Annotated in this window: 25 protein-coding genes; 15 read left to right on the top strand and 10 right to left on the bottom strand. The window is 63.8% G+C overall.

Features of this window, described 5'->3' with window-relative positions:
* Positions 1-10 precede the first annotated feature (10 nt).
* Positions 11-3958 (top strand): DNA-directed RNA polymerase subunit beta', encoded by a 3948-nt coding sequence (locus B4400_RS03060; protein ID WP_078308480.1) that lies wholly within the window; start codon positions 11-13, stop codon positions 3956-3958.
* A 27-nt stretch (positions 3959-3985) separates the two neighbouring features.
* On the opposite strand, the gene B4400_RS03055 is transcribed toward B4400_RS03060, so the two are convergent.
* Positions 3986-4411, bottom strand: a complete 426-nt coding sequence (locus B4400_RS03055) for a hypothetical protein (protein WP_078308481.1) — start codon at positions 4409-4411, stop codon at positions 3986-3988.
* Positions 4412-4547: 136 nt separating this feature from the next.
* Between B4400_RS03055 and B4400_RS03050 the strand changes: the two genes are divergently transcribed.
* Positions 4548-5951, top strand: a complete 1404-nt coding sequence (locus B4400_RS03050; RefSeq protein WP_078308482.1) for an amino acid permease — start codon at positions 4548-4550, stop codon at positions 5949-5951.
* Here the strand turns inward: B4400_RS03050 and B4400_RS03045 are convergent.
* From B4400_RS03045 to B4400_RS03030, 4 genes are all read right to left on the bottom strand, one after another.
* The gene (locus B4400_RS03045) at positions 5948-6238 is read right to left on the bottom strand and encodes a DUF1905 domain-containing protein (protein ID WP_078308483.1); all 291 of its coding nucleotides are present in this window, start codon (positions 6236-6238) and stop codon (positions 5948-5950) included. The genes B4400_RS03050 and B4400_RS03045 overlap by 4 nt on opposite strands.
* A gap of 58 nt (positions 6239-6296) precedes the next feature.
* Entirely contained in the window at positions 6297-6782 is a 486-nt protein-coding gene (locus B4400_RS03040; RefSeq protein WP_078308484.1) for an SRPBCC family protein, read from the bottom strand.
* A gap of 3 nt (positions 6783-6785) precedes the next feature.
* The gene (locus B4400_RS03035; RefSeq protein ID WP_078308553.1) at positions 6786-7142 is read right to left on the bottom strand and encodes an ArsR/SmtB family transcription factor; all 357 of its coding nucleotides are present in this window, start codon (positions 7140-7142) and stop codon (positions 6786-6788) included.
* 66 nt (positions 7143-7208) lie between these two features.
* A complete protein-coding gene (locus tag B4400_RS03030; protein ID WP_078308554.1) occupies positions 7209-7913 on the bottom strand; it encodes a hypothetical protein in 705 nt (234 codons plus the stop codon).
* An 85-nt stretch (positions 7914-7998) separates the two neighbouring features.
* Here B4400_RS03030 and B4400_RS03025 point away from each other — a divergent pair, with 85 nt between their 5' ends.
* The 6 genes from B4400_RS03025 (at position 7999) to B4400_RS03000 (ending at position 13240) form a co-directional block, all read left to right on the top strand.
* The gene (locus B4400_RS03025; RefSeq protein WP_078308485.1) at positions 7999-9633 is read left to right on the top strand and encodes an acyl-CoA dehydrogenase family protein; all 1635 of its coding nucleotides are present in this window, start codon (positions 7999-8001) and stop codon (positions 9631-9633) included.
* Between the two features lie 5 nt (positions 9634-9638).
* Positions 9639-10544 carry a crotonase/enoyl-CoA hydratase family protein gene (locus B4400_RS03020; protein ID WP_078308486.1) on the top strand — a complete coding sequence of 302 codons (906 nt, stop codon included), beginning with the start codon at positions 9639-9641 and terminating at the stop codon, positions 10542-10544.
* A 2-nt stretch (positions 10545-10546) separates the two neighbouring features.
* Positions 10547-11290, top strand: a complete 744-nt coding sequence (locus tag B4400_RS03015; RefSeq protein ID WP_078308487.1) for a PaaX family transcriptional regulator C-terminal domain-containing protein — start codon at positions 10547-10549, stop codon at positions 11288-11290.
* A gap of 8 nt (positions 11291-11298) precedes the next feature.
* Positions 11299-12066 carry a crotonase/enoyl-CoA hydratase family protein gene (locus B4400_RS03010; protein ID WP_078308555.1) on the top strand — a complete coding sequence of 256 codons (768 nt, stop codon included), beginning with the start codon at positions 11299-11301 and terminating at the stop codon, positions 12064-12066.
* A 65-nt stretch (positions 12067-12131) separates the two neighbouring features.
* Entirely contained in the window at positions 12132-12698 is a 567-nt protein-coding gene (locus B4400_RS03005) for a DUF3558 domain-containing protein (RefSeq protein ID WP_078308488.1), read from the top strand.
* Positions 12695-13240, top strand: a complete 546-nt coding sequence (locus tag B4400_RS03000; protein ID WP_078308489.1) for a DUF3558 domain-containing protein — start codon at positions 12695-12697, stop codon at positions 13238-13240. The genes B4400_RS03005 and B4400_RS03000 overlap by 4 nt, the downstream gene beginning before the upstream one ends.
* Before the next feature lie 18 nt (positions 13241-13258).
* On the opposite strand, the gene B4400_RS02995 is transcribed toward B4400_RS03000, so the two are convergent.
* On the bottom strand, positions 13259-13711 hold the full coding sequence (locus B4400_RS02995) for a DUF3060 domain-containing protein (RefSeq protein ID WP_078308490.1): 453 nt from the start codon (positions 13709-13711) through the stop codon (positions 13259-13261).
* Positions 13712-13749: 38 nt separating this feature from the next.
* Positions 13750-14130 carry a DUF3060 domain-containing protein gene (locus B4400_RS02990; protein ID WP_078308491.1) on the bottom strand — a complete coding sequence of 127 codons (381 nt, stop codon included), beginning with the start codon at positions 14128-14130 and terminating at the stop codon, positions 13750-13752.
* Positions 14131-14338: 208 nt separating this feature from the next.
* Between B4400_RS02990 and B4400_RS02985 the strand changes: the two genes are divergently transcribed.
* From B4400_RS02985 to tuf, 5 genes are all read left to right on the top strand, one after another.
* Positions 14339-14947 carry a TetR/AcrR family transcriptional regulator gene (locus B4400_RS02985; protein WP_078308492.1) on the top strand — a complete coding sequence of 203 codons (609 nt, stop codon included), beginning with the start codon at positions 14339-14341 and terminating at the stop codon, positions 14945-14947.
* A 406-nt stretch (positions 14948-15353) separates the two neighbouring features.
* A complete protein-coding gene (rpsL, locus tag B4400_RS02980; RefSeq protein WP_003929602.1) occupies positions 15354-15728 on the top strand; it encodes a 30S ribosomal protein S12 in 375 nt (124 codons plus the stop codon).
* Positions 15728-16198, top strand: a complete 471-nt coding sequence (rpsG, locus tag B4400_RS02975; RefSeq protein ID WP_070938491.1) for a 30S ribosomal protein S7 — start codon at positions 15728-15730, stop codon at positions 16196-16198. Before rpsL ends, rpsG begins: the two co-directional genes overlap by 1 nt.
* 77 nt (positions 16199-16275) lie before the next feature.
* A complete protein-coding gene (gene fusA, locus B4400_RS02970; RefSeq protein ID WP_078308493.1) occupies positions 16276-18381 on the top strand; it encodes an elongation factor G in 2106 nt (701 codons plus the stop codon).
* Between the two features lie 110 nt (positions 18382-18491).
* Positions 18492-19685 (top strand): elongation factor Tu, encoded by a 1194-nt coding sequence (gene tuf, locus B4400_RS02965; protein ID WP_078288431.1) that lies wholly within the window; start codon positions 18492-18494, stop codon positions 19683-19685.
* Between the two features lie 134 nt (positions 19686-19819).
* Here tuf and B4400_RS02960 read toward each other — a convergent pair whose 3' ends face one another.
* Positions 19820-21169: an oxygenase MpaB family protein gene (locus B4400_RS02960; protein WP_078308556.1), complete on the bottom strand. Its 1350-nt coding sequence runs from the start codon at positions 21167-21169 to the stop codon at positions 19820-19822.
* Positions 21170-21266: 97 nt separating this feature from the next.
* Complete coding sequence (locus tag B4400_RS02955; protein ID WP_078308557.1) at positions 21267-22649, bottom strand: oxygenase MpaB family protein; 1383 nt, start codon at positions 22647-22649, stop codon at positions 21267-21269.
* 113 nt (positions 22650-22762) lie between these two features.
* Here B4400_RS02955 and B4400_RS02950 point away from each other — a divergent pair, with 113 nt between their 5' ends.
* Entirely contained in the window at positions 22763-23563 is an 801-nt protein-coding gene (locus B4400_RS02950; RefSeq protein WP_139361236.1) for a hypothetical protein, read from the top strand.
* Between the two features lie 91 nt (positions 23564-23654).
* Positions 23655-24488 carry a mycofactocin-coupled SDR family oxidoreductase gene (locus B4400_RS02945; RefSeq protein WP_078308495.1) on the top strand — a complete coding sequence of 278 codons (834 nt, stop codon included), beginning with the start codon at positions 23655-23657 and terminating at the stop codon, positions 24486-24488.
* Here B4400_RS02945 and B4400_RS02940 read toward each other — a convergent pair.
* Positions 24485-25366, bottom strand: coding sequence for a universal stress protein (locus tag B4400_RS02940; protein ID WP_078308496.1), 882 nt, complete (start codon positions 25364-25366; stop codon positions 24485-24487). The genes B4400_RS02945 and B4400_RS02940 overlap by 4 nt on opposite strands.
* Between the last annotated feature and the right edge of the window lie 25 nt (positions 25367-25391).

The following is a 25391-nucleotide window of genomic DNA, read 5'->3' as shown; positions in this document are numbered from 1 at the left end:
GGGAGTTTACGTGCTCGACGTCAACTTCTTCGATGAACTCCGTATCGGCCTCGCGTCGGCGGATGACATCCGTAACTGGTCCTTTGGCGAAGTCAAGAAGCCGGAGACCATCAACTACCGCACGCTCAAGCCAGAGAAGGACGGCCTGTTCTGCGAGAAGATCTTCGGACCTACTCGCGACTGGGAGTGCTACTGCGGCAAGTACAAGCGCGTGCGCTTCAAGGGCATCATCTGTGAGCGCTGCGGCGTCGAGGTAACTCGCGCCAAGGTGCGCCGTGAGCGGATGGGCCACATCGAACTGGCCGCACCGGTTACGCACATCTGGTACTTCAAGGGTGTTCCGTCACGTCTCGGATACCTGCTCGACCTGGCGCCGAAGGATCTGGAAAAGATCATCTACTTCGCCGCCTACGTCATCACCGCGGTCGACGACGAGCTGCGTCACAACGAGCTCTCGACACTCGAGGCCGAGATGGAGGTCGAGAAGAAGGCCGTCGCAGATCAGCGCGATGCCGACCTGGAGGCCCGCGCCCAGAAGCTCGAAGCCGACCTGGCCGAGCTCGAGGCCGAGGGTGCCAAGTCCGACGTGCGCCGTAAGGTGCGCGACGGTGGCGAGCGCGAGATGCGTCAGCTGCGTGATCGGTCCCAGCGTGAGCTGGACCGGCTCGACGAGATCTGGACCACCTTCACCAAGCTCTCCGTCCAGCAGCTGATCGTCGACGAGCTGCTCTACCGCGAGCTCGTGGACCGTTACGGCGAGTACTTCACCGGTGCCATGGGTGCCGAGGCCGTGCAGAAGCTCATCCAGAACTTCGATCTCGATGCCGAGGCCGAGAACCTGCGCGAGACCATCCGCAGTGGCAAGGGGCAGAAGAAGCTTCGTGCGCTCAAGCGCCTGAAGGTGGTGGCGGCGTTCCAGAACTCCACCAACAGCCCCGGTGGCATGGTGCTCGACGCGGTGCCGGTGATCCCACCGGAGCTGCGCCCGATGGTTCAGCTCGACGGTGGCCGCTTCGCCACCTCCGACCTGAACGACCTGTACCGCCGCGTCATCAACCGCAACAACCGCCTCAAGCGACTGATCGATCTGGGTGCGCCCGAGATCATCGTCAACAACGAGAAGCGGATGCTGCAGGAGTCCGTGGACGCGCTGTTCGACAACGGCCGTCGTGGACGTCCGGTCACCGGACCGGGTAACCGTCCGCTGAAGTCGCTGTCGGATCTGCTCAAGGGCAAGCAGGGCCGGTTCCGTCAGAACCTGCTCGGCAAGCGCGTCGACTACTCGGGCCGTTCGGTCATCGTGGTCGGCCCGCAGCTCAAGCTGCACCAGTGCGGTCTGCCCAAGCTGATGGCCCTCGAGCTGTTCAAGCCGTTCGTGATGAAGCGCTTGGTCGACCTGAACCACGCGCAGAACATCAAGAGCGCCAAGCGCATGGTGGAGCGTCAGCGCGCCCAGGTGTGGGATGTCCTCGAAGAGGTCATCGCCGAGCACCCGGTGCTGCTGAACCGTGCACCAACGCTGCACCGCCTGGGTATCCAGGCCTTCGAGCCGCAGCTGGTGGAAGGCAAGGCAATTCAGCTGCACCCGCTGGTGTGTGAGGCGTTCAACGCCGACTTCGACGGTGACCAGATGGCCGTGCACCTTCCGCTGTCCGCGGAGGCGCAGGCCGAGGCGCGCATCCTGATGCTGTCCTCGAACAACATCCTGTCGCCCGCGTCGGGCCGCCCGCTGGCCATGCCGCGTCTGGACATGGTGACCGGTCTGTACTTCCTGACCACCGAGGTCCCCGGTGATACCGGTGCGCACACCCCGGCCGCCAAGGACCAGCCGGAGACCGGTGTGTACAGCTCGCCCGCCGAGGCCATCATGGCCCTCGACCGTGGCGCGCTGAGCGTCCGTGCACCGATCCGGGTACGGCTGACGCAGCAGCGTCCGCCGGCCGAGGTTGAGGCCGAGCTCTTCGAAAACGGTTGGCGGCCAGGCGATGCCTGGGTTGCCGAGACCACCCTGGGCCGTGTGCTGTTCAACGAGCTGCTGCCCCACGGGTACCCGTTCGTGAACAAGCAGATGCACAAGAAGGTGCAGTCGGCGATCATCAACGACCTCGCTGAGCGGTTCCCGATGATCGTGGTCGCGCAGACCGTCGACAAGCTCAAGGATGCCGGTTTCCACTGGGCCACGCGCTCGGGTGTCACGGTGTCCATGGCCGACGTGCTGGTGCCGCCGCAGAAGGCGGAGATCCTGGACCGCTACGAGAAGGAAGCGGAGCGGATCGAGAAGCAGTACCAGCGTGGTGCTTTGAACCACCAGGAGCGTCGCGACGCACTGGTCAAGATCTGGCAGGAAGCCACCGACGAGGTCGGTAAGGCGCTGGAGGAGCACTACCCGGCCGATAACCCGATTACCTTGCTGCCCAAGTCCGGCGCGACCGGCAACATGACCCAGGTGCGAAACCTGGCAGGCATGAAGGGTCTGGTGACAAACCCGAAGGGTGAGTACATCCCGCGTCCGATCAAGTCCTCGTTCCGTGAGGGCCTGACCGTTCTGGAGTACTTCATTAACACGCACGGCGCCCGTAAGGGCCTGGCGGACACCGCGCTTCGTACCGCCGACTCGGGTTACCTGACCCGTCGTCTGGTGGACGTCTCGCAGGACGTCATCGTCCGCGAGCACGACTGCGGTACCGAGCGTGGCATCAACGTGACCATCGCCGAGAAGCAGGACGATGGCACGCTGATCCGCGACGCGCACATCGAAACCTCCGCCTACGCACGGACTCTCGCCGCCGACGCGGTGGATGCCGATGGCAACGTGCTGGTGGAGCGTGGACACGATCTGGGCGATCCGGCGATCGAGAAGCTTCTCGCCGCGGGTGTCACTCAGGTCAAGGTCCGGTCGGTGCTTACCTGCACCACCGGTACCGGGGTCTGCGCGATGTGCTACGGCCGCTCGATGGCGACCGGCAAGCTCGTCGACATCGGTGAGGCAGCGGGCATCGTGGCCGCACAGTCGATCGGTGAGCCCGGCACCCAGCTGACCATGCGTACCTTCCACCAGGGTGGCGTCGGTGACGACATCACCGGCGGTCTGCCGCGTGTGACCGAGCTGTTCGAGGCGCGAGTTCCCAAGGGCAAGGCGCCTATTGCCGATGTCACCGGACGGGTTCGCCTCGAAGAGGGCGAGCGCTTCTACAAGATCACCATCATCCCGGATGACGGTGGCGAGGAAGTTGTCTACGACAAGCTCTCCAAGCGTCAGCGCCTGCGCGTCTTCAAGCACGAGGACGGCTCCGAGCGTCCGCTGGCCGACGGCGACCACGTCGAGGTCGGACAGCAGCTCATGGAGGGTGCGGCTGACCCGCACGAGGTGCTCCGTGTCATGGGCCCGCGTCAGGTGCAGGTGCACCTCGTCAACGAGGTGCAGGAGGTGTACCGCAGCCAGGGTGTGTCGATCCACGACAAGCACATCGAGGTCATCGTGCGCCAGATGCTGCGTCGCGTGACGATCATCGACTCGGGCGCAACGGAATTCCTGCCCGGCTCGCTCACCGAGCGTGGCGAGTTCGAGACCGCGAACCGTCGCGTGGTGGCCGAGGGCAACGAGCCTGCGGCCGGCCGTCCGGTGCTGATGGGTATCACCAAGGCATCGCTGGCGACCGACTCGTGGCTGTCGGCGGCGTCGTTCCAGGAGACCACTCGCGTGCTGACCGATGCGGCCATCAACTGCCGCAGCGACAGACTGAATGGTCTGAAGGAGAACGTCATCATCGGTAAGTTGATCCCGGCTGGTACCGGTATCAACCGCTACCGCAACATCTCGGTGCAACCGACCGAAGAGGCCCGGGCCGCCGCGTACACGATTCCGTCGTATGAGGACGCCTACTACAGCCCCGACTTCGGTTCCAACACCGGTGCTGCGGTGCCGCTGGACGACTACGGATACAGCGACTACCGCTAGGTCGTAAACACGAGAAGGGCCCCCGGGTTACACCCCGGGGGCCTTTCCATTTCGCCGCGCGGCGGTCCACGCGCGCCGGAATGCACTCCCGGCCACGACGACGAGAACCACGGGTGCGATGAGCCATTCGAGGAAGGCGTCGATCGCGATGATCGGCCCCACTGCCGGGCACCGATGACGGAGTTGCGCGTAGAAGAAGCCCTGCGCCGCAGTGAGTGCCGCCAGGCCTGTCCAAAAGAGCACCCAGGACCGACCGACCGCGAGCCCTGGGCCGTTCGAATTGCACATGCCGAACGTGGTGATGCCCATCAGGGCAGCCACACTGGTTGCGGTGCCGTAGACGATCCACCAGCGACAAATATCCAGACCGAGTTGTCCGGCGATGATCATGAACGGAAACACCGCGGTGAATATCGGCAATGCCACGCGTCCGATGAACTGTGGGTTGAGCATGCCAGAAGCCTATGTGCGTAAGAGAAGTCGGTTCAGCGCACAAATACCTAGCTAGGCCACGCAATTCCACGCGCGTTGTGGACGGTGTGTCCGGGTTTCCCGTGCAATAAGCGTCTGCTCACGCAATGATGTTCCGATGACCGTTGCCAATTCCGAGTCCGAGACGCCCGACGCCGGATATTCACGCGGGCTCTCTGCCCGCACGGTGCAGATGATCGCGATCGGCGGTGCCATCGGCACGGGCCTCTTCTACGGCGCCGGTGGTGCGATCGAGAAGGCAGGTCCCGCGCTCATCTTGGCCTACCTGGTCGCGGGTCTGGCCATCTTCGTGATCATGCGGGCACTCGGTGAACTGCTGGTCTATCGGCCGGTCTCGGGCAGCATCTCCGAGTATGCCGAGGAATTCATGGGGCGTTTCGCCGGGTTCGCTAACGGTTGGACGTACTGGGCGGTGTGGGCCACAACGTGTATGGCGGAGATTACCGTCGCCGGCGTGTACATCCAACGGTGGTGGCCTGGCATCCCGCAATGGGTCACTGCCCTGGCCGTCCTTCTCATCCTGTTCGGGGCCAACCTGATATCGGTGAAGATCTTCGGTGAGGCGGAGTTCTGGTTCTCGATGATCAAGGTGACGGCGATCGTCGGCATGATCATCATCGGCGTCGGTGTACTGCTTCCCATTGCGGGACTTGGGCCGGAATCGGGCCCCACCGTCGCCAATCTCTGGAACGACGGCGGGTTCTTCCCGACGGGATTCAGTCAGGCCCTGCTGAGCCTGCAGATCGTGGTGTTCGCCTATGTGGGCGTTGAGCTCGTCGGTGTCACGGCGGGGGAGGCCGAGAACCCGAAAGTGACCCTGCGTAAGGCGATTAACACGCTGCCGTTCCGCATCGGGTTGTTCTACGTGGGTGCGCTGATCGTCATTCTGTCGATCCAGGGCTGGCGGAACTATCACAAAGGTGAGAGCCCCTTCGTCGCGGTGTTCGAGTACCTCAACATTCCGCAGGCGGCGAACATCGTGAACTTCATCTTGCTGACGGCCGCACTGTCCTCCTGCAACTCGGGCATCTATTCGACCGGCAGGATGGTGCGCAGCCTGGCGCAGCGCGGCGATGCCCCCGCGGGTCTGCAGTCGTTGAGCTCACGTCATGTCCCGATGTTGGCCATCTGCTTCTCGGCGCTGGCCATGGGTATCGGCGTGTTCGTCAACTGGCTGTCGCCGGACAAGGCATTCGCCTACATCACGTCGGTATCCACTATTGGCATCATTTTTGTGTGGGGCTCAATCCTGGTGTCCCACTTGATTTACCGGAAGCGGGTTGCCGCCGGGGAACTACCCGCCTCGGATTACAAGCTCCCCGGGGCTCCGGTGACAAATCTGTTGGCGCTGGCCTTCCTGGCGCTCGTGGTGGTGCTTCTGTTCTTCACGGAGGACGGCCGTACCGCGATCTTCGTGGGCCTGGTCTGGTTCGTGATTGTGGTGCTTGGTTACTTTGTGCACCACGGCGAACCCGCGCGGCATGAAAAGCAAGACGCCTAGGTGCGGTCGGTATCGAGCCTGATCTCCACGGTCACTCGGTCTCCGGGGCCCTTGCCCAACTGTTCCTGAATGTCCTTGCGCACCCCGAGCAGGTGCGTGCCGCCGTACGGTGCCAGGGAGCCCGTGTACGTCACCGAGCCGTCGAACACGGCCAGCACCGGTACGCGGGCCTTGACTCCGAAGGTGTCGATCACGGAGAACGGGACCTCGACGAATGCACCGGGGCCCTCGGGTTTCTCAATGGTCGCCTCAAAGGTGATAGCGCCGGGGTTGCGGTACTCCACCATGACGTGAGCGTAAAGGATGGCCCACACCGGCAGTGAGTGGTGCGGGCCATCCCGCCACTCAAGAGCGGACGAGGTCGTCGATCTGGTTGATCGCAGACGATGCGCCCTCGATGACGCCCATGTCCAGCACCTGCTGCAGCGCCTCGGCAGTCTCAAATGTGCTGACGTAGGTTGCCAGGGTGCGGCCGTCTTTCTCGATGAATGTGTACAGGTTTTCCGAGACCGGCATGTTGTCCACCGGATTCAGGTTTTCGTCGGAGAAACCGTCCCTGAACGCGAAGCTGTTGGGCTCATCGATCGCCGTGACCTCCCACCACCCCGCGTACCGTTCACCCGCGGGCCCTGTCATGTAGTAGTTCACTCGGCCACCCGGCGTGAAGTTGTGATCGACGAACGTTGCCGGGCAACTCGGCGGGCCCCACACCTTTTCGAGCTGGCGCGGGTCGGCGTAGATCTGCCAGATCCGGCTGAGCGGCGCCTCAAATTCGGCGTCAATGGTGATGGTTCGGGTGTCGATATCGTGAGTAACGTTGGTGACGGGCATGATTCAGTCCTTCCTCGGTGGTTTGGGCGTCGGTGGTTCTAGTGCGATGAGTTCATCGATGCGGGCGATCCTGCCGCGCCAGAACTGCTCCAGCTCGGCGAGCATGGCGCCGACCGAGCGAACCGCATCCACATCGCCGCTGGCCAACTGCTCGCGACCGTTACGCCGTTTTGTCAGCAGCCCGGCCTTTTCCAGCACGGCGACGTGCTTTTGCACTGCGGCGAAACTCATGTCGTAGTTCTCCGCAAGCGCTGAGACCGAGTGCTCACCGGCCAACACGCGCCGCAAGATGTCGCGGCGGGTGCGGTCGGAGAGCGCATGGAACATGGCGTCGGCCCTGTCCTCATCCGCGGCGGTCACGAATCCCAATGTACAACCATTTGGTTGTATGTCAACACGATGCTATCTGAGCGGTAGCGAGGGCTGTCACCCGAAAGGGCGAACCATGTCGTACCGGCTGGTCGCGACGGTGTCGATATTGGTATGAGCACCAAAGGCTTTGACGCTCTCCAGCATGGCCATCGCGCGCTGGCCGAGCTGCTGTTGATCCAGGGCGCCGTACCAGGCCAGTGGATCGGTGAGGGCCGGCGAGGGAAACTGTTCGAGGACGATTGCCGAGATCGCGGGGGCGTCATCGGTAACCGCGCGGACTACGAGGTTCTGTTCGTAGCCGATGGTCGATTGCAGGTCGAGTGCGTTCTGGGTGTGCACACCCTGCCACTGCTGTCGCCACGCGTCGAACGGCATGTCGGTGGGCCTGCGCAATAGCGCGATGCTGGTGAAACCCGTTGACCGCGAGCCGGGTTCGGACTCAGGGGGAGGCAGTGGCACCGACTCTGTGACGAGATATCCGTGCACACGGGCCGACGCCGCGGCCAGAATTGCCTCAATCTCCCGTACCGCCGGGCCGTATGACTGCTGGACCCACACGCTGGCGACGGCGGCCAGTGGTGGGTCCAGGGTCACCAAGCGCAGGCTGGCGGCACGCACCGCGGCGTCATGCGTGCACAGGGTCAGGCCGTGCACGCCTGCCGCCCGGATCTTGTCGACGGCGGCCGTGTGCAGCTGCTCGCACCACTCGTCGGTGGCGGCATCGGACGGCTGGCGTAACACAAAGACGACCTTCTCCACGCTCTCTTTGTAGCGCAGGAGTGGCCCGCCGAAGGCCATGTGAACAGATCTTGTGCGGTTGTCGTGGAAATGTAACACTGAAGGTATGGCCGATACGCATGTCGTCACCAATCAGGTCCCAGCACTGCACGACTACAACGCCGCGAGCAGTCCGGTGCTGATGGAAGCCCTCATTAGAGAAGGCGGGCAGTGGGGCGTCGACGAGGTTGTCCAGGTTGGCTCGCTCAATGGCACCGATCGCATGCAGCGCGCGGGGGAGCTGGCGAACCGGAACCGCCCCGTGCTGCACACCCATGACCGTTGGGGTCATCGCGTCGACGAAATCGAGTTCGACCCGGCCTATCACGAGCTCATGCGCGAGGCGGTCGCTCACGGGCTGCACGGAGCGCCGTGGGCCGATGAGCGCCCGGGCGCTCATGTCGTCCGCGCCGCCAAGACCGGTGTGTGGACAGCCGATCCCGGCCACATGTGTCCCATCTCGATGACCTATGCGGTGGTACCGGCACTGCGTGCCAATCCCGAGTTGGCGGCGATCTACGAGCCGCTGCTGTCAAGCCGGGTGTATGACCCGGTGCTCGCGGTGCCCGCCACCAAGGCGGGGCTGACGGCGGGTATGTCGATGACGGAGAAGCAGGGCGGCTCAGACGTGCGGGCGGGCACCACCACCGCCACGCCGAATGCCGATGGCAGCTACACGCTGGTGGGGCATAAGTGGTTCACTTCGGCGCCGATGTGCGATGTGTTTCTGGTGCTCGCGCAGGCGCCCGGCGGCCTGTCATGTTTCTTCCTGCCGCGGGTACTACCGGACGGCACGCGTAACCGGATGCGGTTGCAGCGCTTGAAGGACAAGCTCGGTAACCATTCCAACGCATCCTCGGAGGTCGAGTACGACGAGGCCACGGCGTGGCTTGTCGGCGAGGAAGGAAAGGGCGTCAAGACCATCATCGAGATGGTGAACATGACGCGGCTGGACTGCACACTCGGATCGGCCACCAGCATGCGTGCGGGCGTGGCGCTGGCCATGCACCATGCTCAGCACCGCAAGGCCTTCGGTGAGTACCTCATCGATCAGCCGCTCATGCGCAACGTCCTCGCTGACCTCGCGATCGAGGCGGAGGCCGCCACCATGGTCGCGATGCGGATGGCGGGTGCCACGGACCGCGCCACCCGTGGCGATGAAACCGAGTCGCTGCTGCGTCGTATCGGGCTGGCCGCCAGCAAGTATTGGGTGTGCAAGCGCGCCACCCCGCATGCCGGCGAAGCCATGGAGTGTCTGGGCGGCAACGGGTACGTCGAGGATTCGGGCCTCCCACGTCTCTATCGCGAGGCACCGCTGATGGGAATCTGGGAGGGGTCCGGGAACGTCAGCGCTCTGGACACGTTGCGCGCCATGGCCACCAAGCCTGAATGCGTTGAGGTGCTGTTCAAGGAGCTCGCGCTAGCCCAGGGGCAGGACGAGCGTCTGGACCGTCATATCAACGGATTGCACACGCAGCTCAGTGATCTGGACTCCGTCACCTACCGTGCCCGCAAGGTGGCCGAGGACATCTGCCTGGCCCTTCAGGGGGCGCTGCTGGTGCGTCACGGTCATCCGGCGGTCGCACAGGCATTCCTGGCCACGCGATTGGCCGGCGATTGGGGTGGTGCATTCGGCACGCTCCCCACGGGGTTGGACCTGTCGCCGATTCTGGAGCGGGCGACCGTCAAGTCGGGCAGCTAACAGCTATGGACACCTTGAAGACGATGACCTATGAGGTCACCGATCGCATCGCGCGCATCACCTTCAATCGGCCCGAGCAAGGCAACGCGATCATCGCCGAGACCCCGTTGGAGCTGGCGGCTCTCGTAGAGCGCGCCGACCTGGACCCGCAGGTTCACGTCATCCTGGTGTCGGGCCGGGGAGATGGATTCTGCGGGGGCTTCGACCTCGGGGCCTATGCTGAGGCGAATGATGAAGGCACGGCGCAGTATTCAGGCACCGCGCTAGATGGTGAGGTGCAGCTGCGCAACCACCTGCCGAACATCAACTGGGACCCCATGCTCGACTACCAGATGATGAGCCGGTTCACGCGCGGTTTCTCCTCGCTGTTGCACGCCAACAAGCCAACAGTGGTGAAGGCGCACGGGTACTGCGTCGCCGGTGGTACCGACATCGCCTTGCATGCCGATCAGTTGATCGTTGCCGCCGATACCAAGATCGGATACCCGCCAACCCGGGTGTGGGGCGTACCGGCCACCGGATTGTGGGCGCACAAGCTCGGCGATCAGCGTGCGAAACGTCTTCTGCTGACGGGGGATTGCCTCTCGGGTAAGCAGGCCTACGAGTGGGGTCTGGCGGTCGAGGCGCCGGAGCCCGATGACCTGGACGAGCGCACCGAGCGCCTGGTGGCGCGGATCGCGGCGATGCCACTGAACCAGCTGATGATGGTCAAGCTCGCCTGCAACTCGGTGCTCATCAATCAAGGGATCGCCAACAGCGCCATGGTGGGAACCGTCTTCGACGGTATATCCCGGCATACCGCGGAGGCCCACGCATTCACGGCCGATGCCGTGAAGAACGGCTACCGGCAGGCAGTCCGGCATCGGGACGAGCCCTTCGGTGATTTCGGCCGCAGGCCGACCGATCTGTAGCGATGGACAACCCGGTCGATCATCACCCGATGACCGCTCGCTCGGTCATCTTGAGCTTGCTGCTGGGCGCACACCCCGCCGAGCTGTCGGTGCGGGAAATCCGCGCGCTGACCATCTTGTTCGGAATCAGTGACACCACGGTGCGGGTGGCGCTCACCCGGATGGTCGCTGCGGGAGATCTTGCGAGAACCGAATCGGGATACCGGCTCGCCGAGCGTCTGCAGGCCCGTCAGCTTCGGCAGGACGAGGCCTGTGATCCGCATCGGCGCTCCTGGGACGGCAATTGGACCCAGTTGGTGATCACCAGCGTGGGTCGCGACGCACGTGACCGCAATGACCTGCGAACTACCCTGCGGCAGAGGCGTTTCGGAGAACTGCGCGAGGGCGTGTGGCTGCGCCCGGACAATCTGGAGATCGATCTTCCGTCGTCGGTCACCGACCACGTCTGGGTTCTGCACACCCGAACCCCGGACCCCGAAGCCCTGTCCGCCCAGCTGTGGGATCTGCCCGGCTGGTCTCTGTATGCGACCGCCCTGCTGCGGTGGTGGGATCAGGCTGAGGCGATTCCCGCGCGATTTGTGCTGGCCGCCGCGATGGTGCGGCATCTACTCGCCGACCCCGTACTGCCGGACGAGTTGTTGCCCAGGGATTGGCCCGCCGACGAAATACGGTCCAGATACCGGGAATTCAAGGATGAATTGGTGACGCTGCGCGACAACGCTGAGATGGAGGAGGCTTCCCTGTGATCGAGCCCATGAGTCAGAACGCAGTTCGCGTCGAGAAGGCGGGGCCGGTGACGACGGTGATTCTCAACCGGCCCCACGCCCGCAATGCCGTCGATGGCCCGACCGCAGCGGCGCTACTCGCAGCGTTCACCGAATTCGACGCGGACCCCGAGGCGTCCGTGGCGGTGCTCTGGGGTGACAACGGAACATTCTGTGCCGGAGCTGATCTCAAAGCAATGGGAACCGGCCGCGGAAATGAACTGCACCCGCACGGCCCCGGTCCGATGGGCCCGTCTCGGCTGCGGCTGTCTAAACCGGTGATCGCGGCGATCTCGGGGCACGCCGTGGCGGGCGGTATCGAGCTGGCGTTGTGGTGCGATCTTCGGGTGGTCGAGGAGGACGCCGTACTGGGTGTGTTCTGCCGGCGCTGGGGTGTGCCGCTCATCGACGGCGGGACGATCAGGCTGCCCCGGTTGATCGGACACTCGCGCGCCATGGACCTCATCCTCACCGGACGTCCCGTCGCGGCACCTGAGGCGCTGGACATCGGGCTCGCCAATCGAGTGGTCCCCCGCGGGCAGGCTCGTGCGGTGGCGGAGACGCTGGCTGCAGAGATCGCCGCATTCCCGCAACAATGCGTGCGGGCAGACCGCGATTCAGCCATCGCGCAGTGGGGGATGACCGAGGAAGCGGCGTTGGACAACGAATTTGGCAGCATCGAGCGGGTCGCGGCCGAAGCGCTTGAGGGTGCCGGTAGGTTCGCCGCGGGTGCGGGTCGGCACGGCGCTGGGGTCTGACACGCTGCGTTCGGCGGTGCCGACACACTCGGACATATGGGAGACCTGCGGGATACGGACGTACTGTGGACACCGTGAGTGTGCGGATTCTTCCGGTATCGGCCTTGATGGTCGTGGCCGTGGCGCTGGCCGGATGCTCGCCCCGGCCCTCTTCCGGTGGTGACGACGACAACGGCGGATCCCCCGACGTGCAGGTGACCACCGTGCCCGAGGTGAACAACGGGCCCGGTAAGGGTTTCAAACTTGGCGACTGTGGCGGCATGACTGACGCGGAAGTCACTGCGGCGGTGGGCAATCCGGCGCTCAAACGCGACGTGGACAGCCTGCTGGGTTGTCGGTGGTCCACCGGTCCTGGAAGCGGGGATACGTCCCTGTCGCTGTATTGGTACCGGGGCAGCTCGGCGCAGAAAGAGGCGTCAGTCGCGCGAAACCTCGGGCATACGGTGGAAACGGTGACCACCAAGTCCTATCCCGGTTACCGCGTGAGCAATGTCGGGCTGTGTGAACTGTCCGCGGGATCGGGGCCGGACTTCCTGCATTGGTCTTTGCAATCGGGGGCCGTCAAGAACGACCCGTGCAAGGCCGTCGAGACGTTGATGGACTCGCTGCTGAGCAAGGTGGGCAAGCAATGAAAAGGACTGTCGGCGCACTTGCCGCCGCGGTGTTACTGCTCGCGGGGCCGACCGGGTGTGCGCGCACCGTCGACGGCGCCGCTGTCGCCCCGGGCGAGACGCTGAACTCCAGCGAGCGGGGTGAGAACGACAAACTGGACCCGTACGGTTTCGCCAACGGCCAATGCGGTCCGCTCGATGAGAAGACGATCGTCGAAACCGTCAAGGCCGCCCAGATCTACCAGAATTTCTTTGGGGCACTGTGTTATTGGGTCGCCGCCGATGATGCTGGAAGCCTCATCGACCTTCTGTACGCGTACTACGAGGGTGGCGATGTGGACCGCGATCGCACGTCTGCCGACGGGATGGGGCAGAAGACTGCCGACATTACGATCAACGGCCGCAAGGGATTCACCAGTACCGGCCCCGGTGGCTCGGGATGTGGAGTGACCGTTCCGGCGGGAACCGGTTCCCTGACCTGGTGGGTTCAGTACCGCAAGGGCGGCGACAGTTGCGCCGCGGCCCGTCAGCTGGTCGAACACATTGTCCAGACGGTGCTCTGAGCGGGCTAATGGTGAGGGCTAGGAAGCCTTCTCGATCGTGTTGTTGCTTCCGTAGTTGTTGACCTTGGGCCCGCCCGCCTTATAGGTGAGTTTGTTGCCATAGCCGGTGACCGTCACCTCGGTCTTCAGCTCGTCGAACGCAATGGTGTTCGAGAAGCCCGAGACGGTGACCGTGTCGCAGGCCCCGGTGATGGTGAGTGTGTTGTTGGCGCCCGTGATGTTCAGGCGCTTGCCCTCCTGGCATACGGCGGTCGTGGTCTGGCCGAAGTACCCGATCACGGTCTCGTCCCCGATGTCGACCTTGGCGGAGGTCGGCGTGGAGGGGCCGGGGGAAGCCGAGGTGGATGGGGGAGTCCAGGTGCCGGGTGTCGGATTGCTCGAACCCGGCTTGATGACGCCGCAGCCCGCGAGTCCAAGAGCGGTTACGACGAGGGCAAGGACTGTCGCGGGGAGAGCACTGTGGCGGGACATGGAGTCGATTATCCCGAGATTTGGGTGTCGGGAGGGGATCAACCAGGGACTCGGTCGATGAAGTTCATCATGCCCAGCTCGCGCCCACGATCGATGACCGCGGGCTCGCCGGACTTGTAGAGCACCTTCTGGTTGAAGCCGTACACGGTGATGTCGTTGACCACGTTGTCGGCGATGATCGTGTTGGAGGACCCCTGTACCGAGATCGCGTAGCAGCTGCCGAGAGCGGTGATGACGTTCTGCGATCCGTTCACAAAGACAGTGGAGTCGCCGCAATCGATGGTGGTGACGAGCCCGTACTGGGTGATGTGTGTGTCGCCGTTCTTGGCCAGGCGAATGTTGTCGGCGAGGCGCGAAGGGCCCTCGGGTGAGTCCATCACTGTGACGATGCCGCCGGTTACCAGGACGGCGACCAGCAAGTGCCGCCCAGCAGAAACTAGAACGTGTGTCATTTCAGCGTCCCGATCACGTTATGAGAATAGGCCACGGCGCGCCACGACAGGCTCGGTAGGCTGACAAACACAAAGGTGACGGCGGGGAGAGATAGGGTCATAGCAGGCCATCTGCCCTGGAGGCCGCGCCAGATAGCACTGAACTAGAACGACTCACCCCCGAAGGCGGCCAGACGTGACGACCGAGCCCGCAACCGCGCACCGCAGAAGTCCTGCGCGGGCAACACGGCTCAACCGGGACACCGTCGTGAACGCCGCGCTGTCTTTTCTCGACCGGGCCGGCTGGGACGCGCTAACCATCAACGCGTTGGCCGTCGAGCTGGGGACGAAGGGGCCGTCGCTCTATAACCATGTGGACAGCCTCGATGACCTGCGCCACGAGGTGCGCGGTCGGGTGCTGGTCGAGATTGTCGGCATGCTGCACACCGTGAGTTCGGGTCGTAGCAGCGAGGACGCAATCTTGGCCATGGCCGGTGCGTATCGCAGCTATGCGCACCACCATCCAGGCAGATACGCCGCGCTGACCCGCATGCCGTTCCTGGACGATGTCAACCGCCCGACGATCGACGCCCGTGAATTGGCCAAGCCCGCAACCGAGGCTATCGGCGTGTACGGGCTCGACGAGGACACCGCCTTTCACGCGGGCGTCGAGCTCTGGGCTGCGATGCACGGGTTCGTCATGCTGGAGATGACGGGCTTCATGGCGGGCATCGAGATGGATCCCGACATCGCGTTTACGGAGATGGTGCACCGTTTTGCGTCGGGTCTGGCCGAGCGGCGATGAGCGCTCGGCGCGAAGAGCAGACCTCGCCGATGAGCGCTCGGCGCGAAGAGTGGGCCGCTCAGTCAGGCATGTTGCCCGCGCATTGGTGAGTTATCGATGACCTGCGCTTTGTCGCTGGTAGGCGAGTTTGTCTCACTGTGATCAGCCCTGGTATGGTAGGGCGCTGTGCCTGGCCAATGGCCACCGCTGGGGTACTCGGTGGGGGTCAGATAGGGCGCCAGGTCAATTCGCATGCCCAGAGGGTGAAGGAGTTTTTCTTCGCGTCCGCGGTGTGTGCGACACGCCCGGCCTCGGGATACCGATATGGGCGAGAACTGCAGGACAACAGGGCCTTTTGATGGGCTCGCGACGCTAGAGCCCCACGTACGTAGTTTGAAGTAGCTAGAGAGAAACAGAAAGCCGGTACATGCCAACCATCAACCAGCTGGTCCGTAAGGGTCGCCGGGACAAGATCGCCAAGGTGAAGACTGCGGCCCTCAAGGGCAGCCCGCAGCGCCGTGGCGTTTGCACCCGCGTCTACACCACCACCCCGAAGAAGCCGAACTCGGCGCTGCGGAAGGTGGCCCGTGTGCGGCTGACCAGCGCGGTGGAGGTCACCGCCTACATCCCGGGTGAGGGTCACAACCTGCAGGAGCACTCGATGGTGCTCGTGCGCGGTGGTCGTGTGAAGGACCTCCCCGGTGTGCGCTACAAGATCATCCGCGGCTCGCTGGACACCCAGGGAGTCAAGAACCGCAAGCAGGCTCGCAGCCGCTACGGCGCCAAGAAGGAGAAGAGCTAATGCCACGCAAGGGACCCGCGCCGTCGCGCCCCCTGGTCAACGACCCGGTTTACAGCTCCCAGCTGGTGACCCAGCTGGTCAACAAGGTGCTGCTCGATGGCAAGAAGTCCATCGCCGAGCGCATCGTGTACGGCGCACTGGAGCAGGCCCGCGACAAGACTGGCACCGATCCGGTTGTCACCCTCAAGCGCGCCATGGACAACGTCAAGCCTGCCCTTGAGGTGCGCAGCCGCCGTGTCGGTGGCGCCACCTACCAGGTGCCGGTCGAGGTCCGCCCCGATCGCTCCACCACCCTGGCCCTGCGCTGGTTGGTGAGCTTCTCGCGGGCACGTCGCGAAAAGACCATGATTGAGCGTCTGGCGAACGAGATCCTGGACGCCAGCAATGGCTTGGGTGCCTCGGTGAAGCGCCGCGAAGATGTTCACAAGATGGCCGAGGCCAACCGGGCGTTCGCGCACTACCGCTGGTGATCTGACGGGCCTCACCGCACGGCGAGGCCCGCCCAGTTCGTCCATCCCCAATTCGAAGCGAAAGAGCGGAAACTTCTGTGGCACAGGAAGTGCTGACCGACCTGAACAAGGTCCGCAACTTCGGCATCATGGCCCACATCGATGCCGGCAAGACCACCACGACCGAGCGCATCCTCTTCTACACCGGTATCACGTACAAGATCGGTGAAGTCCACGATGGCGCAGCCACCATGGACTGGATGGAGCAGGAGCAGGAGCGCGGCATCACCATCACGTCCGCCGCGACGACCGCTTACTGGAAAGAAAACCAGCTCAACATCATCGACACCCCGGGACACGTCGACTTCACCGTCGAGGTGGAGCGCAACCTGCGTGTGCTCGACGGTGCGGTGGCCGTTTTCGATGGCAAAGAGGGCGTGGAGCCGCAGTCCGAGCAGGTGTGGCGTCAGGCCGACCGCTATGACGTGCCGCGTATCTGTTTCGTCAACAAGATGGACAAGCTGGGCGCCGACTTCTACTACACGGTGAAGACCATCGAGGATCGCCTCGGTGCGCGCGCGCTGCCCATTCAGCTGCCGATCGGTGCCGAGAACGACTTCGAGGGCATCATCGACCTGGTCGAGATGAACGCCAAGGTGTGGCGTGGCGAGACCAAGATGGGCGAGCAGTACGAGGTTGTCGAGATCCCCGCGGAGCTGGCCGACAAGGCAGCCGAGTACCGCGCGGCTCTGCTTGAAGCCGTCGCCGAGACCGATGAGGCGCTGCTGGAGAAGTTTTTTGCCGGCGAAGAGCTGACCATTGACGAGATCAAGGGCGCGATTCGTAAGCTCGTGATCACGTCCGAGGCTTACCCGGTGCTGTGCGGTAGCGCGTTCAAGAACAAGGGCGTACAGCCCATGCTTGACGCCGTCATCGACTACCTGCCGTCGCCGCTGGACGTGGGTGCCACCACCGGCCACGTGCCCGGCAAAGAGGACGAGCTCATCACGCGTGAGCCCAACACCGACGAGCCGTTCAGCGCGTTGGCGTTCAAGGTCGCGACCCACCCGTTCTTCGGCAAGCTGATCTACATCCGCGTGTACTCGGGCAAGGTCGATTCCGGCACCCAGGTGGTCAACTCCACCAAGGGCAAGAAGGAGCGTCTGGGCAAGCTGTTCCAGATGCACTCCAACAAGGAGAACCCGGTGGACTCGGCGAGTGCCGGCCACATCTACGCCGCGATCGGTCTGAAGGACACCACTACCGGTGACACCCTCTGCGACCCGAGCAACCAGATCGTGCTGGAGTCCATGACCTTCCCGGATCCGGTGATCCAGGTGGCCATCGAGCCCAAGACCAAGAGCGACCAGGAAAAGCTGGGCACCGCGATCCAGAAGCTCGCCGAGGAAGACCCGACCTTCAAGGTCAAGCAGGACGACGAGACCGGCCAGACCATCATCGGTGGCATGGGCGAGCTGCACTTGGACATCCTGGTGGACCGCATGCGCCGCGAATTCAAGGTCGAGGCGAATGTCGGTAAGCCGCAGGTGGCCTACCGCGAGACCATCCGCCGCGCGGTGGAGAAGGTCGAATTCACCCACAAGAAGCAGACGGGTGGCTCGGGCCAGTTCGCCAAGGTGATCATCTCCGTCGAACCGCTGGTGGATGCCGAGGACGGCGCCACTTACGAGTTCGCGAACAAGGTCACCGGTGGCCGTGTCCCGCGCGAGTACATCCCGTCGGTGGATGCCGGTGCGCAGGACGCCATGCAGTACGGCATCCTGGCCGGTTATCCGCTGGTGAACGTCAAGGTCACGCTGCTCGACGGCGCGTACCACGACGTTGACTCGTCGGAAATGGCCTTCAAGATCGCGGGTTCCCAGGCATTCAAAAAGGCTGCCGGACAAGCACAGCCGGTCATCCTGGAGCCCATCATGGCTGTCGAGGTCACCACACCCGAGGACTACATGGGTGACGTGATCGGCGACCTGAACTCCCGCCGTGGCCAGATCCAGGCTATGGAGGAGCGCAGCGGTGCACGTGTCGTCAAGGCACAGGTTCCGCTGTCGGAGATGTTCGGTTACGTCGGCGACCTTCGGTCGAAGACCCAGGGCCGGGCTAACTACTCCATGGTGTTCGACTCGTACGCCGAAGTTCCGGCGAACGTGTCGAAGGAGATCATCGCGAAGGCGACTGGGGAGTAGCGAAAGCTCACAACCCATTCGGACTTGCGCGAGTGAGTCCGCTAGGCAAATGAAAACCCTTGTCTCTGAGAAAGTCTCAGAGACAACAGAAAGTCCAGGAGGACACAACAGTGGCGAAGGCGAAGTTCGAGCGGACGAAGCCGCACGTCAACATCGGGACCATCGGTCACGTTGACCACGGCAAGACCACTCTCACTGCGGCAATCACCAAGGTGCTGCACGACAAGTACCCCACTCTGAACGAAGCATCTGCCTTCGACCAGATCGACAACGCTCCCGAAGAGAAGGCTCGTGGTATCACGATCAACATCTCTCACGTGGAGTACCAGACCGAGAAGCGTCACTACGCGCACGTCGACGCCCCCGGCCACGCCGACTACATCAAGAACATGATCACCGGTGCCGCCCAGATGGACGGTGCGATCCTGGTAGTCGCCGCGACCGACGGCCCGATGCCGCAGACGCGTGAGCACGTGCTGCTCGCCCGTCAGGTGGGTGTGCCCTACATCCTCGTCGCGCTGAACAAGTCCGACATGGTGGATGACGAGGAGCTCCTCGAGCTTGTCGAGCTGGAGGTCCGGGAGCTGCTGAGCAGCCAGGACTTCGACGGTGACAACGCTCCCGTGGTTCGCGTCTCCGCGCTCAAGGCGCTCGAGGGCGACGCCGAGTGGGCCAAGACCGTTGGCGATCTGATGGACGCTGTTGACGAGTCGATCCCGGACCCGGTTCGCGAGACCGACAAGCCGTTCCTGATGCCCGTTGAGGACGTGTTCACCATCACCGGTCGTGGCACCGTGGTGACCGGCCGCGTCGAGCGTGGCGTGATCAACGTGAACGAGGACGTCGAGATCGTCGGCATCAAGGACACCGTCACCAAGACGACCGTCACCGGTGTCGAGATGTTCCGCAAGCTGCTCGATCAGGGTCAGGCCGGCGACAACGTTGGTCTGCTGGTCCGTGGTGTGAAGCGTGAGGACGTCGAGCGTGGCCAGGTTGTGGTCAAGCCCGGCACCACCACCCCGCACACCGAGTTCGACGGCAGCGTCTACATCCTGTCCAAGGACGAAGGCGGCCGTCACACGCCGTTCTTCAACAACTACCGCCCGCAGTTCTACTTCCGTACCACGGACGTGACCGGCGTGGTGACTCTGCCCGAGGGCACCGAGATGGTGATGCCCGGTGACAACACCGACATCTCCGTCAAGCTGATCCAGCCGGTGGCCATGGACGAGGGTCTGCGTTTCGCGATCCGTGAAGGTGGCCGTACCGTCGGCGCCGGTCGCGTGACCAAGATCCACAAGTGATCTAAAGACGCCAAGAAAACGGCGCTCACCCTTCAGGGGTGGGCGCCGTTTTCGTGTTTTCTCCTCGCCCAGCGGGGATCTGGCGAGGGCCTTGGCCGGTTTCGTCCCGTGAGACTCCTGCTCGGCGGAACTGGTCAGCGGGCGAAAGCGTGCCCGGAGGTGTTGTTGTCGTGCATCGTGTATGTCGAGGCCACCTTGGCGCGCTTCTCGATCAATTCGGATAAAAGATTGTTCACCGCGCTGGGATTGGGGTTGAAGGCATCCAGCCGGTGGCGCACCAAGCCGATTCCGGGCAGCCGGTCCAGCACCGCGGACGCGTTGGCATTGACCGTGGCGGCCCTGCTGAACAGCCAGCCCGAGAGCCGATGGTTGATGCCGTCAAAGGTTGTGCCCTGGAAGAATTCGTCCATTGCCGCGGGTCCCATCAGCATGGAGCCGGGTCCGGCGAGCACTTCCGCGAAGAGGCGCCGGACGGGTCCGGTACGCGCGCCGGACATGCCCGTGGCCAGTGCTTCGATCAGCTCGACGCGCCAGCGTGAGGCATCTCCGGAACGGGCCAGCAGGTAGTCGAGATTGCGCATGGCGTCGATGCCCGTGCGTGGCAGCAGGTCTTCGGTGACGCCGAACATCAGCGCCCAGCGCAGCAAGTAGTGCCACACATCGTCGATTTCCCTGAGTGTGCAAGATCTTCCGAGCCGATAGTCAACGAGGAGCGCTCCGAGCATGGCCTCGATGAACCCGCACATGGACGCGTTGGAGATGGGGGCACCGTACTGGGCGAAGTTGTCTTCGCCCCAGGCGCTCCGTAGACCCCGCCGGGCCAGCGAGTGCACCAATCGAACGCGCATGGTGAGCTTGATCTGTTCGGAGCCGGGTACCAACCCGTCGCGGTCGAAGATCATGGAGAAGAACCGGTTTGTCTCGGCCAGCCGTTGGGCGCTCTGATAGCGGAACCGGCCGGTGGCTCCGGTGGCAGCCGATACGTCCGAGTTCATGACGGTGTCGAACACCGCGAAGGTCGCCATGACCGCGGTGGTCGCCGTGGTCACCTGGCGTGCCCGCAACCGGCCTCGTTCCGCTTTGGCCGGATCCCACCACTGCGGCACGCGGTAGGCATCCGCGAACAATGCCCGCAGCGCCTCGGGAGGGTCGTCCAGGCTGTCGATGCCGTGCTCGACGGCCTGTTCGAACAGTGCCCGGGCCTGAGCGGACCCGAGCTCCTGAAACAGCTCGACCACGGCGTCCATCGGCTCGTCGCCCTGCCACATGTGATCGTCAAACAAGCGGGTCGCCGGCGTGGGGGTTACCTCGTCCTCGACATCGAACCAAGGGTCGAACAAGTAATGCCGGCAGTGGCGCCAGATCCAGCCGAATTCGTTCTTACCCTCCGGAATTGGACGTAGGTCCATTCCCGGGCGGAAGTGGTAGTCGTACGGGTGCGGATCGCCTGGCGGTGGTTTGTCGACCACGGTGAGCTTGGGCATCCGGGCGCCTCCTGAGATGTTGACGTCGACATCATTGACAACGTGCATTGTCAATATTAGGTCGCATGGCGGAGGCTTACAAGTGCTGAGATTTCGCCTACCGCGCGAAGGCGTGCCCGGAGGTGTTGGTGTCGTGCATCGTGTACGTGGAGCTGACCTTGTTGAGCTTCTCGAGAATGCCGAACGCTGGATTGAGCACCGCGCTGGGGTTGGGGAGCAGGGTCCCGTAGACAATCCTGCGTGCTAATCGTGTGCCGGGCACTCTGTCGCGGATCGCCGCCGCTCGCGCGCTCATCGACATCGCGGCCTGCAGCGCCACACCAGGGAGCTGCCGGGGGAGCCGTTCATAGCTTGTGCCGCGCACGAATTCGTCCATCGCCTGGGGCCCCATCAAGACCCAGCCAGGTGCGCCAATGCCCGCCACAAACATCAGGTCGCTGAGTAACTTGCGCAGGCGCGCTATGGGGAGCGGGGCAATAACCGCCGAGGGGAGCGCCGAGAGCACCTCGACGAGTTCAACGCGCCAGCGCGAGGCATCGCCGGAGCGCGCCAGCAGGTAGTCGAGATTGCGCATGGCGTCGGTCCCGGTCTTGGGGCACAGTTCCTCGCTAATGCCGAAAAGCAGTGCCCATCGCGTCATGTAATGCCAGGCGTCATCCAACTCTTCGAGGGTGCAGGGCCGGCCGAACCGATGCTCAATGAGCATCTGTCCCAGTGATTCGGCTTCGATGAATCCGCACATCGATGAGTTGGAGATGGGCACGCCATAGTCGGAGAAGTTCTCTGTTCCCCATGCGGCGCGAAGCCCCTTGCGGGCCAATGAATGTACGAGGCGCACGCGGAGCGTCATCTGTATCTGAGGCGATCCGGGTCGCATGGCATCGCGGTCGCGCAGAGCCGCGAAAAAGCGCGCGGTCTCAAGGAGCCGTTGTTGGCCTTGGTCCCGGAACCGGCCGGAGGCGCCGGTGGTGGCCGACACGTCGGAGTTCATGACGGTGTCGAAGACCCCGAACGAGGTCATCAGAAGCACGGTGGGTGCCCCCATCTGGTTCAGGCGAACTCTTCCGCGCTCCGCTTTGGCCGGGTCCCACCATTCCGGAACCCGATACGCATCCTCCAGAAGTGCACGCAGTTCGTCGGGCGGGTCATCCAGGGAATCGATACCTTCGGTGATGGCCTGTTCGAACAATGCGCGGGCTTGTGAGGAGCCCATCCGGTCGAACAGGGTCACCACGGCATCCATCAGCTCGTCGCCCTGCCACATGTGGTCATCGAATAAGCGAGTCAGCGGCGTCGGGGTGACGTTGTCTTCGACGTCGAACCAATTGTCGAACAATGTGTGTCGGCAGTGGCGCCAGATCCAGCCGAATTCGTTCTTGCCCTCGGGGATTGGGCGTAGGTCCATGCCCGGCCGGTAGTAGTAGTCGTGCGGGTGGGGATCACGCGCTGACAAGCGATCGGCGGCTGTGAGCTTGGGCATGGCGAGCGCCTCCTGTCCGGCGATGTCGGCATCGTTGGCAACATCTATTGCCAATATTAGGGCCTGCTCAGATCCCACACAAGATGCCGCGCGGGTGGAGGATGATGAGCGCCATGAACGTGGTCGCACGCTTTCTGAAAATCCTGGCCTTCTCGCTGCTCTGCGGGATTGTCGGGCCGATATTCATCGTGATGTATTACGTGATCGACGAACCCGCGACGAGTTGGATGCTGTACAGCGGCGTCGGTATCACTATCGGGATCGTGGTGTTGGCCTTCGTGTTGACATTGCTATTCACCAGGACCGATGAGGCACGCAAGCTGTTGGAGGCCAACGGCATTCTGGCGCTTGCCGATGTGGTGGCGGCCAACGAGACGGGGATGAGGGTCAATGATCAGCCGGTGATCAAGCTGACGCTGCAGATACACGGAGACGGGATCAGTCCGTTCCGTGCCGAGACGAGAACGCGGGTGTCGGTGCTGCAGGTGCCGGCTCTCTCGCGCGGCAAGCTCGTCGTGCTCGTCGCGCCAGGTACTGAGCAGTTTCAGATCGACTGGCAGCGCAGTGCTTTGCTCAACGGTCAGGTGCCGGCCAAGTTCACCAGCTCGTCGCAAGGGCGCGAGTATGACCTCACTGGGCAGGCCGGCCCGCTCTTCGAGATCATGAAGGTTCTCAAGGCCAACGGCATAGGCACCGACGGCGTGGTGGACATCCGCTCCAACCCGGTTGTCCGCCAACAGATCGACGCAATCCTGCGTAAGACGGAGGGCGCCGAGCGGGCCCCCTCTGCCGACCCTGCGCCTACGGGATCGGTGGCCGACCGACTTGCCGAGCTCGATCGGTTGAAGCGCGCATCGCTGGTATCCGAGACGGAGTACAACACCAAACGCGCGGAGATCCTCGGCGACCTCTAGGTCCGCTTCTTTCCCGCCCGCTGAGCGGTCCTCAATCTGGAACACGTTCTAGAACGGCTGCTAGCCTGGTGTCGATTGCAAAGGAGCAGACATGGCGGATCAGCCGGCCCATCAGACCTTGTCCGGAAAAGTGGCGTTCGTAACCGGTGCGGCTCGTGGCCAGGGACGCCAGCACGCCGTGCGGCTGGCCCAGGCCGGCGCCGACATTGTCGCGATTGACGCCTGTGCCCCCGTGTCGGAGTACGCGGGGTATGACGCCGCCACCCCTGAAGACCTCAAGGAGACCGCGCGACTCGTCGAGGCCGCCGGGCGCAAGATCATCGCCGAGCAGGCAGATGTCCGCAACGGTGCGGCGCTGCAGAGCGTAGTCGAGGAGGCTGTCGCCCAGTTCGGGCACATCGACATCTTGATTGCCAATGCGGGAGTGCTCAGCTGGGGCCGGTTGTGGGAGATGCCCGACCAGCAATGGGAAGACATCATCGATACCAATCTCACCGGTACCTGGAAGACAGTGAAAGCCGTTGTACCGACGATGATCACGGCCGGTAACGGTGGTTCGATCGTGATCGTGAGCTCGGTGTCCGGGCTCAAGGGCACCCCGGGTAACGGCGCCTACGTTGCCTCGAAATTCGGCCTGACCGGACTCACCAAGTCCTTGACGATCGAACTCGCCGAATACGGGATCCGGGTCAACTCGATCCATCCGTATGGGGTGACCACCCCGATGATCACCGGCGACGCGATGATGAAGCTGCTCGCCGAGCACCCCAACTACCTGCCGAGCATTGCTCCAATGCCGTTGTCACCCACCAAGATGCTTGAGCCGGACGAGATCTCAGACGTGGTGCTGTGGTTGGCGGGCGATGCGTCGGGCACGCTAGCTGGCGCGCAGGTGCCGGTGGACAAGGGGCACCTGACGTATTAGCCCGGCATCACGACGACGGGGACCGGGCTGTGCCTGACGATCTTGGTTGCGCGTGAGCCGAGGAAGACGCGGGCGACGGTGCTGTGTGGGCGGCTGCCGAGCACCAGTAGCTCGCCGTCGAGCCATTCGGCGTTGTCCAACGCGTCATCCCAGCTGTCGCCGGTGACGACCTTCAGCTCCACGCCGGGTTCGAGGATTCCCTCGTGGCGCAGCGCGGCCAGGGCCTCCTCGGACTGGGTGACCCAGCTGGCGAGCACCGCGTCCTCGGCCTCGGGGCCAACACCGGCGGTCAGCATCGTGCGGCCGCGCACCGCGAAGGTGACCACGCGCATTGGTGCGTGGAGGCGCTCGGTCAGTCGAACCGCTTGTTGCACAACGTCGACCGCATCCTCCGTGCCGGGGTACCCGCAGGTGACCCGGCTGACCGTGCCTGCCTTCGAGCCCCGATAGCCGCGGGGGCTGATGGCCAGCGGGACAGGGGAGGAGTGCAACAGCCGGTCACCGGTCGAGCCCAATACCACCTGACCGAGGCTTCCCTCCGAGGCAGAGCCAACGACGAGCACATCCGCGTCAGATGCCTCGACGGCTTCCAGCAGCCCGCCGGACACTGAGCGATGCGCCACGTTGTGGAACGAGACATCTATTCCGGCGCTGATCTTTTCGAGATACGCGGCGGCTTCGGACTTTGAGTCTTCGGAGAGCTTCTGGGCCCATTGGGCGTACTCGGCGTCGATCTTGGCCTTCGACAGTGTGGTCCACGGCTTGGGCACCACCGTGGTGACAGTCAGCGAGGTCTCCAGGACGCGGGCAGATTCGACAGCCAGATGCAGCGCGCCCTTACCGCCCTTGCCCGAGAGATATCCGACGACGACGGTCATATCTGACGCTCTTCGCGCAAGCGGC

This window comes from Mycobacterium sp. D16Q13, from assembly GCF_002013375.1.
GTDB lineage: Bacteria > Actinomycetota > Actinomycetes > Mycobacteriales > Mycobacteriaceae > Mycobacterium.
Note: the sequence above shows the minus strand (reverse complement) of the source record. Positions and strands in the feature narration are given on the sequence as shown.